At 38.2% G+C, this 12,139-nt stretch carries 12 protein-coding genes; 5 read left to right on the top strand and 7 right to left on the bottom strand.

Annotated elements, in window-relative coordinates:
* Window positions 1-18 precede the first annotated feature (18 nt).
* The 3 genes from PY093_RS09895 to PY093_RS09885 all read right to left on the bottom strand — a co-directional run bounded on the left by PY093_RS09895 (window position 19) and on the right by PY093_RS09885 (window position 3,673).
* A complete protein-coding gene (locus PY093_RS09895; protein ID WP_275645734.1) occupies window positions 19-663 on the bottom strand; it encodes a response regulator in 645 nt (214 codons plus the stop codon).
* Complete coding sequence (locus tag PY093_RS09890) at window positions 638-2,494, bottom strand: GAF domain-containing sensor histidine kinase (RefSeq protein ID WP_275645733.1); 1,857 nt, start codon at window positions 2,492-2,494, stop codon at window positions 638-640. Before PY093_RS09890 ends, PY093_RS09895 begins: the two co-directional genes overlap by 26 nt.
* Window positions 2,495-3,505: 1,011 nt before the next feature.
* Window positions 3,506-3,673, bottom strand: a complete 168-nt coding sequence (locus PY093_RS09885; protein WP_275645732.1) for a YwzD family small protein — start codon at window positions 3,671-3,673, stop codon at window positions 3,506-3,508.
* A 234-nt stretch (window positions 3,674-3,907) separates the two neighbouring features.
* Here PY093_RS09885 and PY093_RS09880 point away from each other — a divergent pair, with 234 nt between their 5' ends.
* The 3 genes from PY093_RS09880 (at window position 3,908) to PY093_RS09870 (ending at window position 8,528) form a co-directional block, all read left to right on the top strand.
* Entirely contained in the window at window positions 3,908-5,527 is a 1,620-nt protein-coding gene (locus PY093_RS09880; protein WP_275645731.1) for an SWIM zinc finger family protein, read from the top strand.
* A gap of 12 nt (window positions 5,528-5,539) precedes the next feature.
* Window positions 5,540-8,302: a DEAD/DEAH box helicase gene (locus PY093_RS09875; protein WP_275645730.1), complete on the top strand. Its 2,763-nt coding sequence runs from the start codon at window positions 5,540-5,542 to the stop codon at window positions 8,300-8,302.
* Window positions 8,303-8,399: 97 nt separating this feature from the next.
* Window positions 8,400-8,528 carry a hypothetical protein gene (locus PY093_RS09870; protein ID WP_275645729.1) on the top strand — a complete coding sequence of 43 codons (129 nt, stop codon included), beginning with the start codon at window positions 8,400-8,402 and terminating at the stop codon, window positions 8,526-8,528.
* A gap of 137 nt (window positions 8,529-8,665) precedes the next feature.
* On the opposite strand, the gene PY093_RS09865 is transcribed toward PY093_RS09870, so the two are convergent.
* From PY093_RS09865 to ssb, 4 genes are all read right to left on the bottom strand, one after another.
* Complete coding sequence (locus PY093_RS09865; RefSeq protein WP_275645728.1) at window positions 8,666-9,277, bottom strand: hypothetical protein; 612 nt, start codon at window positions 9,275-9,277, stop codon at window positions 8,666-8,668.
* Between the two features lie 26 nt (window positions 9,278-9,303).
* Entirely contained in the window at window positions 9,304-9,699 is a 396-nt protein-coding gene (locus PY093_RS09860; RefSeq protein WP_275645727.1) for a hypothetical protein, read from the bottom strand.
* 410 nt (window positions 9,700-10,109) lie between these two features.
* The gene (locus PY093_RS09855; protein ID WP_275645726.1) at window positions 10,110-10,298 is read right to left on the bottom strand and encodes a hypothetical protein; all 189 of its coding nucleotides are present in this window, start codon (window positions 10,296-10,298) and stop codon (window positions 10,110-10,112) included.
* Between the two features lie 24 nt (window positions 10,299-10,322).
* A complete protein-coding gene (gene ssb, locus PY093_RS09850; protein WP_275645725.1) occupies window positions 10,323-10,670 on the bottom strand; it encodes a single-stranded DNA-binding protein in 348 nt (115 codons plus the stop codon).
* 402 nt (window positions 10,671-11,072) lie between these two features.
* On the opposite strand from ssb, the gene PY093_RS09845 reads away from it, so the two are divergent.
* Complete coding sequence (locus PY093_RS09845; protein WP_275645724.1) at window positions 11,073-11,513, top strand: YwpF-like family protein; 441 nt, start codon at window positions 11,073-11,075, stop codon at window positions 11,511-11,513.
* 271 nt (window positions 11,514-11,784) lie between these two features.
* The coding region (locus PY093_RS09840; RefSeq protein WP_275645723.1) for a DUF4372 domain-containing protein at window positions 11,785-12,139 on the top strand (355 nt) is incomplete at its 3' end.

Below are 12,139 nucleotides of genomic sequence, written 5' to 3'. Positions count from 1 at the left end.
ACAAAAAAACCCCACCGCTTAATTAGCAGGGGGCATCGGCACTAGTTGATTCTGCACCGCATATATAACAACTTGCGAACGGCTTTTCTTATCGAATTTTTTAAAAATCTTACTGACATGAATTTTCACGGTTTTATCACTAATGAACAGTCGTTCGGCAATTTCTTTGTTGCTAAGGCCTTCAACTAAACAAAGTAGTACCTCTCGTTCTCGTTCAGTCAAGGATGAATCCTGAATGTGCTCTTGGTGCTGATGAAACGAGAGGAGTTTTTTCGTCATCGAAGGATGGATGACGGATTCACCTCGCGCCACTGTTCGAACGGCATCTACCACTTGGTTTGATGGCGCATCCTTTAACAAATACCCATCTGCTCCCTCACGAATAGCGGCCATAAAGAATTCATCATGACTGTGCATCGTTAAAACAAGAACCTTGATACCTGGGTACAGTTTCTTAACAATCCCCGTTACCTCAACTCCATTTTTATTCGGCATATTTATATCCATTAACACCACATCAGGCAAACAGACCTTAACTTTATCCAACGCATCCTCACCTGATACAGCCTCGCCGACAACCACTATGTCATCTTCTAGCTCAAAAATATTTCGCAGTCCGTCTCTTAATACCGCATGGTCATCCACTAACATGAGCTTGATCATCTATAAACCCTCCTTCTAATCCCATTTTTGGAACGGTCAATGTAATCTCTGTTCCAGACCCTTCCTTACTATCAATTTGCAATGAGGCATTGATTTTGTCTGATGCATCATTCATCTGCAAAATTCCGAAATGTGGTTGGTTTTGCGCTTTAATCATCGCTTGAAATAGTGAAAAGCCTTTGCCATTATCTTTTACTTTTAATAAGATATGTTCCGTTTGAAAGCTTAGTAAAATATCAATCCTTGTCGCAGTTGCATGCTTAATACAATTTTGTAGGCTTTCACTACACGTATCGAACAACACTTTTTCAACCATCGAACTTAGCTGGATTTCTTCTCCTCTAATTTCAAACTGAATATCCTCTGGAAATTCGCCCTTTATGGATTCAATTTTTCTTGTAATTGCAGGGATGAGCCCGACTCGTTCGGTTGGGTAGGGGCGGAGAGCATAAATCGATTCACGCACTTCTTTCAAGCAGCTACGAAGCTTATTGACACTATCATTCACTAAGTTCATCGCTTCCTCTGGATGCTTTCTATATTTGCGCTGGGCGGTTTCAAGCTTCATAACCGCACCTGCCATCGTTTGGGCAACCCCATCATGAATGTCACGGGCAATCCGATTTCTCTCCTCAAGTAGAATCCGTTTTTCTTTTTCGGTAAAAAGCATTCTCGTTTTTATGACTGCTGCAAGCTGGTTTGCTAGGGTTGCGATCGATCTGATATCATTTTCTTCAAAGCTTCTCACCCTGCTCCTTCCAACTACAAACATACCAACAGTTTCGTTTTCAATCACAAGGGGTGTGTAGACGATAGCCTTGATATCCGACGAAAAACAATCACCTGCTTTTTCAGCAGTCTTTCTACGATCGTTAAAAATAAGTGGGTTTTTAATATGTTCATAGGAATGTAGCTCAGCTTGGGTTAATGTAAAATTTTTCGTAATTGGACCATCTTCCATTCTTTTTTTCCAGATTCCATCTTCTTTTATCCACAATATACTCGCTTCTACCTTGATAAAATCATTTATACTATCTTTAAGTGTCGCAAGCCATTCCTTTGCCGGAAGCATCCGATTTAGCTCAGATGTAATTGAAAATAGAGCATCAAGTCGTTTCTTTTCATTTTTAAGACGGACAATTACAGAACTCAACAAAGAAAGTCCCACTAATGGTGAAAAAAAGAAAAAGTACGAAAAAACATCGATATCACCGCGATTCTGACTACCCAATAGAAATAATAATGAACCATAAACGAGAGCTACAAGGCCACTACTTAATTCCGTTAGTGTTTTTTGCTTCCATATTGAAAAACGATAGGGCTGTGGTCGAATCAGCAGTACGAGATCGACAAATACATTATTGAAAAAATAAAACAGAGTAAGCAGTAAAAAATATTCTGTAATATGACTTAAGATCGTCGATTGTTGTAGGAAGGACAGCTCCATGAATGCCACGGTTTTTTCTGCGATTATTAAGCTGATTATGTATTGTGCTGGGTTAAAGCAAATCGTTCGAAAAGGTCGCCGCTGGACAATATTAACAACTAAGACAACACCAGCAAACACAATAATCGTATTTGAAAGCCCGAAAAGGATGTAAAGAACATATACAAACGGAAATACGATTGAGGTAAACCCCTTATATACCGGCATCGGATAATATTCGCACACCGCCAGAAATCCAATCAAGAGGAAAAAGACTAGAAAATCCCTGGGCTCCTCTAATCTAAAAAGGCTGGCTATGATAATAATCCACCCAATTATACTGAGGGATGTCATGTATAGCTTTGAATAGTTTTCTCTATGTTGAAGCGTCATATTTTGATTCACACGCCTTCATCCTTTTCGTAATTTTCTGTTAAATTAATAGTAAAGGCATCTGTTAAAAATAACAATAATAAAGTGAACCTTCAATCAGTTTGGGTTTTCTTCTTGGTCCCCTTTTGATTGTTAACTGAACTTATAACGGCTAGTATCATGCACGATCAAAGCACTTACGCCTTACTTGCACGTCTTGTGCGTCGCGCGAACCTTTAGGGGCAGTTGTGGGATCCCCCATCTAAACTACCTCGCATTCTCAAAGATTTGAGGTGGGGTTTTTACTGCCTCTCAAGTGTGGGATCAAGCTTAATTACTAAGTGGACTGATCTGTAGTTTAAATATCTGCGAAAGAAGGATTGCCCGGGGCTCAATATTAAAACCCAGACTAGTCGAATGGCGCACCACTGACCAATCATGGGGCAAACTTCTTTAAAAGAAGTTTATTGTTGACCATTATCCCAAACATTGTTCTTTTAAGCTATTGCTCAAAAGCCTTATTTGGGTAGTACGAAAGTAGTATGTGTGAGGATTAGGCTTGTGCCTTATAAGTTATTTGATAGTTAGTGGACTTTTTGGGAACAGTATTAAATTTAGAACAAACGTTTCTTTTTTTGCTAGTTGTTTCATTAAAAAGGCGATAATATAAAACTACAACTGCATAAGCAGGTGGGCGGTTAGCCACTTCCCTTAGAAGGGAGGTGGGAAAATATGAGCGTATACGAAGCAATCTCTACAGCATTGTATTCACATCTAGTTGTAATAGGGATTTTAACAATAGTCGTTATGCTTCATACAAGCAAAAAGAAGTAACCGCCTTCCCTGACCAAAGGTTTTAGGTGGTTACTCCTTTACTTAAAACTGGTTAGCCGCTCACTTTGCGGCATGTAGTTGTGTTGATCAGGTGTTTCCCGCACCTGATCTTTTTTATTTATTACTATTATAGAATAAATTATTCATTATAAGCAACTAATTAATGTATTTCCCCTAACCTAGTCGATTTTTATTAAGATTGACGAAGTTTTAAGCCCCATTTTTCCCCCTAATATCCCTAGCAATATCCGCAATAAGCTCTTCGGCGTTTATATTTTTAAGGTTTTCACCTTTCATATACGCTCGAAGCATAATTTCTCTCAATTTATCCTGAGACATTTTATTTTTTTCTTCATGATGCGATTTATGACTACCCAAGGTTTAAATCACCTCACTTGGAGATTTTATAAGATAGTTTATAGAATTTTCGAGAAAGTGTTCATCCTTATGGGGGTATGTATGCATGCAGCACAAACCCTTGTCACTATTAAACTTTTCCTCTAAAACATTTATACGTCCAATTTTTGTTGTGTTTGAGGTATAATATTAAGATGGATAATTACCGAGGATGTTATATTTTACACAAAGTTTATTTTTGGAGGACGAATGTTCATGCTGCAAAATGAAGTATCAAAAGAACAAATCATGCATTTTGCTGAAAAACTACAAGCATTTATTAAAAATGATATAGAAGAAGACCGGAAAGTAGTTAAAAAAGGCCTACAGTTGTATCGTCAAGGCAGTGTTTACAACGTTAAGAGCGTTGATCATGAGATTGTCGGACGTGTCCAAGATGTTATGCCTGCTGATGTAACATTGGACATGGATATTTTAGAGATGAGTACATGCTCATGTTCTTATGGAGACTTTTGTAGACATCAAATGGCGGTGTTTTTTTCTGTCTACTCAAGCATTGGTGATGGGGGAGTTGGGCAGTTTTTAGATCGATGGAAATCTGGCCCACTTACTAAGAAACCAACCCTAGAAGATATCCCGGTTATAAAAGCGCGTGAATTAAAATCTTACGAGAATACATCTTATGCTAGCTGGCTTTCTTTTTTCGATAAAGAATTTGAGCAATTTGTTGCTGGTCGCTCTGAAGGAGATTATTATTTCATCTCCAGCATTTATCATCGCTACTTTCAAGCTTTAGGTAAAAAGGCTCCTAAATCGAAAGAGCTAAAACTACTGTTTTCAATTCAAGCTGCACTTACAAGTATTGAAAAAATCATTTCATTATTACCAAATCTTAAGCTATCTTCCTATCAATTTGACTATACCGTAAAACCTTATATACACAATTTGGTTGATAGCGTTTTAAATGACGCCATTGATTTACAACGTATTTCCCTATCCTTTGCAGCCGAGCCCATACTTGAAGATATGCAAAAGCATATAAGAGATGGCCTGCTTGTAAATACCTTGTTCCAATATGAGCGTTTTCATCTTTATCGTACACTTTGGAGTTCTATTTTTAACCGGAAAAAGTGGGTTGATCAGGAGCAGGAATCTATATTACAGGATAATAAAGCAAATGGCTGGTCAGGTGGCAAGGCATTAGCACTTGCTCACAACGCATTTTTACAAAAAAATGATCAACTAGCTATTGATTATTTGAAAATGCTCGATAATCCCGCAATCCATTATACATTTTGGTGGATTGGCGAGCTTTCGGGTGAATCAGAGTGGAACCGTATAAAACCATGGGTAGAATATGCTAATGAACATATAGAAGCCTATATTCTGGGTCTTCATTCCTATGAAAGTCGCAGACATATAGCTCGTACTTTTTTAAATACAATTTCAGATTATGCCGAAAATTTAGATGAAGTGATTTATATAGAAACGATGAAAAAACTTATGCCATATAGTTATCTCGAATTCACGACGCATCTTATTGAAGATGAAAATTACCGTGGTTGGGTTGAATTGCAAATGCTTGTAGGCTATGAGATTGAAGAGCATGATCGCTATATTTTAAAAACAATTGAAAACTCAGATCGCTCTGTGCTTTTGCCTCTTTACCATCAGGCTGTTTCGAAGGCACTAAAGCAAAAAAATCGTCCTAGTTATAAACGTGCCATTAAATATTTAAGAAAACTGCGTTCTTATTACCGTAAATTAAAGCAAGAAGATACTTGGGATATGTATATTGAAAAACTAGCGTTAAAAACTAAGCGTTTACGTGCATTTCAAGAGGAACTAACAATTGCAAATTTTATTAAAAGGTAGGGGGTGAAATCCTTGATTGATGTTGGTACGGTGCTGCTAGATGCAAAATGGGTTGAGGGTAAAGGTTTTTATTTTTGGTGTACGGATCCAGATGATCAAACGCTTGATATTGATGATTGGCGTGACAGAGCCTTTGCCTGGCACAAGCCATCTTTTTACGGTACGTTTCTAGAGGAAGTTACATTAGGAAGACATGATGCCGTTCTACTTTCCCCTTGGATGGCGCTAGACTTTTTTGCGAGTATTCCTGAAAACTCTTTGATTATGTTTACGCTCAGCGATTCAGTTAAGAGTTATCAAACGTCTGCGAAACCAATGTATCAGGCTATAACAAATGGTCATTTTATGCCAGATTTTCATCAGTGGCGACAGGGTGAATTTGGTTGGAAAATGAATGATGAATTAGCTGATAATGATTTTTTGAAAAAGTGGTTTAGCTCAGCACTTAATAATTGGATTCAAGAGGATATGCATCTCCTTGAGGCCTGGAATGACATCGTTAAAGCATTTCCGCTTGTGACTAGCATAGACACGGATTTTTTTGTCGATGAATCTAGCTGGCTAGAATTGGTTGGCTATGAAAAGGACGCTACGCCCTTCCAGGTTTTACTCCGCTTAGACGAACCGGAAGAAGATAGTGGGATTTGGAAGCTTGAGACGATTTTACGAGACAAAGAAAATCATGATGATCAAATCATCTGGCAAGGTATCATCCCGCCGAAATGGGAGGAATATGCAAACCGAATTACGCAAGATCATCAGATGTGGTGTAAAATTGTCCCTTGGCTAAAGGATGGAAACGGAATTGTCGAAGAGATTACCGAGCACCAAGCCTGGGACTTTTTAATGGATGATAGCCATCGCTTGCTTAATGCAGGTGTCGAAATTCAGCTACCATCGTGGTGGCAAGCGATTAAGGATGCCCAGCTTGCTGTAAAAGCAAAAGTTAAAAGCTCTGGTACTACTGGAGGTCGCAGGTCCTTTGTTGGCCTAAAATCGATTATCAATTTTGATTGGCGATTTTCTACAAATGGAGTTGAACTATCAGAAGATGAATTCATGCAGCTCGTTGATCAAAAACGCCGACTGATTAACATTCGCGGAAAGTGGATCAAGCTAGATCCTGCATTTATGAAGCAAGTTCAAACGATTTTACAAAAAGCTAATAAAGAAGGCCTTCATTTTCGTGATGTGTTAGAACAGGAACTCCTTCAAGCTGATAGTACCGCTAGTGACGGACATGAAGAGGATTCCCGCGCTTTTGCTAAAATTGAAATACAATTGAACCGTCATCTCACTAATATGATTAAGCAGTTAACGGAGATTACTGAACTACCGAAAGTCGATGTGCCTGCCAGTTTTAACGGAGAACTGCGGCCATATCAGCAGCATGGTGTGGAATGGTTGCTATTTTTACGACGCTTTGGATTTGGTGCCTGTTTAGCCGATGATATGGGACTCGGAAAAACAATTCAAATGATCGCCTATTTTTTAACGGTGAAAGAGCAAGGTGGAAAACCAGCCTTGATCATCTGCCCTACCTCGGTGCTTGGAAACTGGCAAAAGGAACTTGAGAAATTCGGTCCATCACTTAATGTCCATTTGCATTATGGATCAAATCGTGGAAAAGGTGGGGATTTCAAAGAGGTCGTGAGTGGGTCAGATGTTGTTCTGACTTCTTATGGACTGTCCCACCTAGATTTTGAAGAGCTATCCTCCTATGAATGGGGTACGATTTGTTTAGATGAGGCGCAAAATATTAAAAACGCCCAAACCAAGCAGTCTCGCTCAATTCGGAAACTTAATGGTGACCACCACATTGCGTTAACCGGGACACCGATGGAAAATCGCTTAACTGAGTTATGGTCGATTTATGATTTTACCAACGCTGGCTATTTGGGTAGCTTAGGTCAGTTCCAAAAACGCTATGTAGCCCCAATTGAAAAAGATCGTGATACTGAAAAAATTGCGCAGGTTCAAAAGCTGATACGTCCATTTTTACTAAGACGTACGAAGCTTGATAAAGAGGTAGCACTGAATTTGCCTGAAAAATTGGAGCAAAAAGAGTATTGTCCATTAACTGTTGAGCAAGCATCACTATATGAACAGCTTGTAAAGGATACATTTGAACAAGTTGAACAGCTTGCCGGTATGCAGCGTAAAGGCCTTATTTTAAAAATGCTAAGTAAGCTGAAACAGGTTTGTGACCATCCTGCACTGTATTTAAAAGAAGCGACACCAAAGGACATTTTACCTCGCGCTAGTAAGATGGAAAAACTACGCGAGCTTGTTGGTGATATTCGTGACCAAAATGAAAGCTGTCTAATTTTCACGCAATATATCTTTATGGGTGAAATGATGCAAAGTATGCTGGAAAAAGAATTCGGTGAAAAAGTCCTGTTTTTAAACGGTAGTATAGCTAAGGCACAGCGCGATCAGATGATTGAGGACTTCCAGAACGGTAAACACAGCATTTTAATTCTATCGTTGAAAGCTGGCGGAACTGGTTTGAATTTGACTGCAGCAAATCATGTTATTCACTATGATCGATGGTGGAACCCTGCCGTTGAAAACCAAGCAACAGACCGCGCTTACCGTATTGGCCAGCAGCGCTTTGTTCATGTCCACAAGTTTATTAGCACCGGTACGCTAGAAGAAAAAATTGATGAGATGCTTGAGCAAAAGCAAACACTTAATGACGAAATTATCCAAAGTGAGAGCTGGATTACCGAGTTGTCAACCACCGATTTGAAGGATTTGTTTACGTTGCGTTAAGGGGGCCTTCGTTGTGAGGCTCGTTGTGGGGCCTGACCCCAGTCCGTTAACGCGTTAATCCAGTGGGGGTCTGGCCCCTGTAAGGAGTGTTGAACCAATGGCAAAAACGACAGAGGCTAAGAAAAAAAGTAATATAAAGAAACCTCCTGTTGATGAAAAACATAAGGCTAAGTCTGAGCAATGGCAGAGGTTTTATCAATTGGTTGAAGAGAAGTTGAAGAAGTAGCATTGGTTGGGATAGATGACGGTCCATCTATCTCTTTTTAAGTTTAGCTAATCATCCAGGAGACGGATACCTTAGCATTCATAATTTCTTATCTTTTTAAGAAAAGCGCAGGGCGCGCCCGTATTGAGGAACGTTGATTAAAACGTCTTTTGATAACCGTTTTTTATTTCTTTCGAGATTTCGGGCATCAGATTGCCCTTTTGATTACCGTTTTTTACTTTTTTCAAGATTTCGGGCATCAGACTGCCCTTTTGGTTACCGTTTTTTACTTTTTTCAAGATTTCGGGCATCAGACTGCCCTTTTGGTTACCGTTTTTTATTTTTTTCAAGATTTCGGGCATCAGATTGCCCTTTTGATTACCGTTTTTTACTTTTTTCAAGATTTCGGGCATCAGACTGCCCTTTTGGTTACCGTTTTTTATTTTTTTCAAGATTTCGGGCATCAGACTGCCCTTTTGGTTACCGTTTTTTATTTTTTTCAAGATTTCGGGCATCAGATTGCCCTTTTGGTTACCGTTTTCTATTTTTTGCGGAGTTTCGGGCATCAGATTGCCCTTTTGGTTACCGTTTTTTATTTTTTTCAAGATTTCGGGCATCAGATTGCCCTTTTGATTACCGTTTTCTATTTTTTTCAAGATTTCGGGCATCAGATTGTCCTTTTGATTACCGTTTTTTACTTTTTGCGGAGTTTCGGGCATCAGACTGCCCTTTTGGTTACCGTTTTTTATTTTTTTCAAGATTTCGGGCATCAGATTGCCCTTTTGATTACCGTTTTTTACTTTTTCAAGATTTCGGGCATCAGACTGCCCTTTTGGTTACCGTTTTTTACTTTTTTCAAGATTTCGGGCATCAGACTGCCTTTTTGGTTACCGTTTTTTACTTTTTTCAAGATTTCGGGCATCAGACTGCCCTTTTGGTTACCGTTTTTTATTTTTTGCAGAGTTTCGGGCACCAGATTGCCCTTTTGGTTACCGTTTTTTATTTTTTTCAAGATTTCGGGCATCAGATTGCCCTTTTGGTTACCGTTTTTTATTTTTTTCAAGATTTCGGGCATCAGATTACCCTTTTGGTTAACGTTTTTTATTTCTTGCGGAGTTTCGGGCACCAGATTGCCCTTTTGGTTACCGTTTTTTATTTTTTGCGGTGTTATATTTTTTATACCTGACTCCATTTAGAAATCACCGATACCAAGGTATCTCGTGCCAGGATTTTTGATCTATTATGCCGTTTAAAGTCTAAAAGGATCAACATATTAAGTCTGATAGTATACGAAAAGCACAAGGGCGCTTAGAGCTAGACACCACCAAAACTAGGGAAGAAAAGCGCAATGCGCGCCCGCCCATCGCCGCGTCGATTAAAACCCGCCACGTCAGGTAGCGACAATCGAAGTTAGACACAAATACCAGGTAAAAAAATTATACTTTCTTACCCTTAAAAAAAACCAACCACTAAAAAACGTGGTTGGCAAAAAATGAGGTAACCCTAGCGAGGATTCACTTTTATCTATTGAGGTTGTTTTATTTCGACTTTAATGCGAGGCTAATTTGGGAAGGGAATCTTCTTAGTGGTGGGTAGTAGTTTTCAGTCATATTTCTTCCTCATATAACCTTCTAAAATCGTATCAATTTTTATGAAGCGTTCGGATGTTTTATGTTCGATGTGGTCAAACTGCTCCCATATTTGGCCTTGAAGTGTTTCGAGGTGTCTGCCGATGCCTTTTGCTAAACTTTCAATCCTTTCATCATATCTCCTTAATTCTTCTTCGCTCATCTTTCGTCCTCCATTTAACCTAATTTAGTTTTCTACTAATTCTCGAGCTTGTGGTTTTCCACCCATAAATTTTACAGACTCCGCTAAGACTTCTGTTATATAAATCTTCTTACCAGATTCATTTTCATAGTGTCTGGTTTGAATTCTACCAGTCACCCCAAGAATGGAACCTTTTCGACAATAATTCGCTGTATTTTCAGCAGTCTTTCTCCAAAGTGTACAATTAATAAAATCGGTTGGTGTCTCACCTTCATTGTTTTTAAAATTTCTACCAACTGCAAGTATTACATTTGCTACTGCTTGACCATCCATGGTGTAGCGAATTTCAGGATCCTTTGTCAATCTTCCTACTAATATGACATTATTAATCATAATTTTACTCCTTTCGACAATAAAATAAGTACACTCTCATCTTACAACAAGTTAACTAGTGGGTAAAATCGCCATCTCAGTAAATTAACCCCTAAATCCTCACTGAAATTTAAATTATCTCCTATACAAAATTTAATTTCCAAATAAAAACAGCATTAAAAACAAAAATATTATAGATTTTGTAGATATTTTTCGACACCTTCCACGAACATGTCGAAATGCTTTACGGACTCTCCAGATTCGACACCTTCTATGAACATGTCGAATCCTTTTCGACATGTTCATAGAAAGTGTCGGAACATGTCGAAATTAACCAGATTATTCAATTGGCGCTTAATAGGATTGGTAGTCTAAGTATGATATACTTTTGGTAAAAGTAACAGGAAAAGGGAGGTCATAGAGTTGAAGACGTTTAAGCTAGTGTCTCTCGCTATCGTTCATGACCAGCAGTCTTCTAAGGTACGCGAGGAAATTACATTGTTGGACGGTTTAATCATCAATAAGGAAGACGGTGAAAATCGTTGGTTGATGGAAGCTTTTATTGATAAAAAGTATCTTGAACTTTTTGAAACACTTCAAAAAAATGATGAAGAAGTACATCTACATGTAACCATTTCGAAAAAGAGTAATGATCCCGCATCGATTTTTGGGAAAGTAAAATCCATTACTAAAATGGATGAACACCTTAGTATTCTCTTTGATGGAACAATTAAAAATAAAATTGACTTAGCTGAAATTGTCCTTAATGACTTAGTAGATCAAGGGCTTCAAGGTGAGCAATTATTAACACAATTTAAATTAAAGCTTCACGAAAAACGTGGAACAGCTACGAGTGCAAAATAGTCAGAATGAAGAGGTGCATGGCATCTCTTTTTATTTTGTATTAGACGTAGATAGACAGAGACACGAAGTTATACACAACCTTACAATTTTATAAATTCCTCACTAGCATTGCATTAAATAAAAATCAATTTGTCAAGACTAATTCAACATAAATTTATATTGAATTTTTTGTAATAATTGGTAATTTTTAGTTCAAATAGATACAAAAAAACCTTATAATTAGGTGGAAGGTAGGTTGTCCTGTCCAAATCCCAATTATAAGGAGAAATCTATGGACAAGAATACCATAAAAACAGTTTTTAAGGAATACATCCACCCTATGGATGAAACAGTTATTTTAAAAATGGTTGATCAGATGAAGCTTGATAAATATGTGAAAAAGCTTGATAGTCTAACCTTTACAAAACTATTTATTTATGCTCAGCTGAAGCAGCTTGATAGCCTTAAAAAAATTAGATTCAAGGTGAAGCACAAAAAGAACTTACAAAAAGAACTAGGCTTAAAAAACATAAGTATATCTCAACTGTCCCGCAAACTTTCGGATCTTCCTCCAGCTATTTTCGAGGCTATTCTGCATCATCTTGTAGAACAAATCCATCGGGAATTCGGAAAAGAAAAGGGTGACG

The organism is Cytobacillus sp. S13-E01, assembly GCF_029193815.1.
Lineage (GTDB): Bacteria > Bacillota > Bacilli > Bacillales > Bacillaceae_L > Bacillus_BV.
This window is presented reverse-complemented; position numbering and strand designations above follow the sequence as displayed.

Bases quoted from the DNA above. Each gene is read 5' to 3' on its own strand.
- PY093_RS09895 (WP_275645734.1), bottom strand. From the start codon at position 663: ATGATCAAGCTCATGTTAGTGGATGACCATGCGGTATTAAGAGACGGA.
- PY093_RS09880 (WP_275645731.1), top strand. From the start codon at position 3,908: ATGCTGCAAAATGAAGTATCAAAAGAACAAATCATGCATTTTGCTGAA.
- PY093_RS09855 (WP_275645726.1), bottom strand. From the start codon at position 10,298: ATGAGCGAAGAAGAATTAAGGAGATATGATGAAAGGATTGAAAGTTTA.
- PY093_RS09870 (WP_275645729.1), top strand. From the start codon at position 8,400: ATGGCAAAAACGACAGAGGCTAAGAAAAAAAGTAATATAAAGAAACCT.
- PY093_RS09865 (WP_275645728.1), bottom strand. From the start codon at position 9,277: ATGCCCGAAATCTTGAAAAAAATAAAAAACGGTAACCAAAAGGGCAGT.
- PY093_RS09860 (WP_275645727.1), bottom strand. From the start codon at position 9,699: ATGGAGTCAGGTATAAAAAATATAACACCGCAAAAAATAAAAAACGGT.
- ssb (WP_275645725.1), bottom strand. From the start codon at position 10,670: ATGATTAATAATGTCATATTAGTAGGAAGATTGACAAAGGATCCTGAA.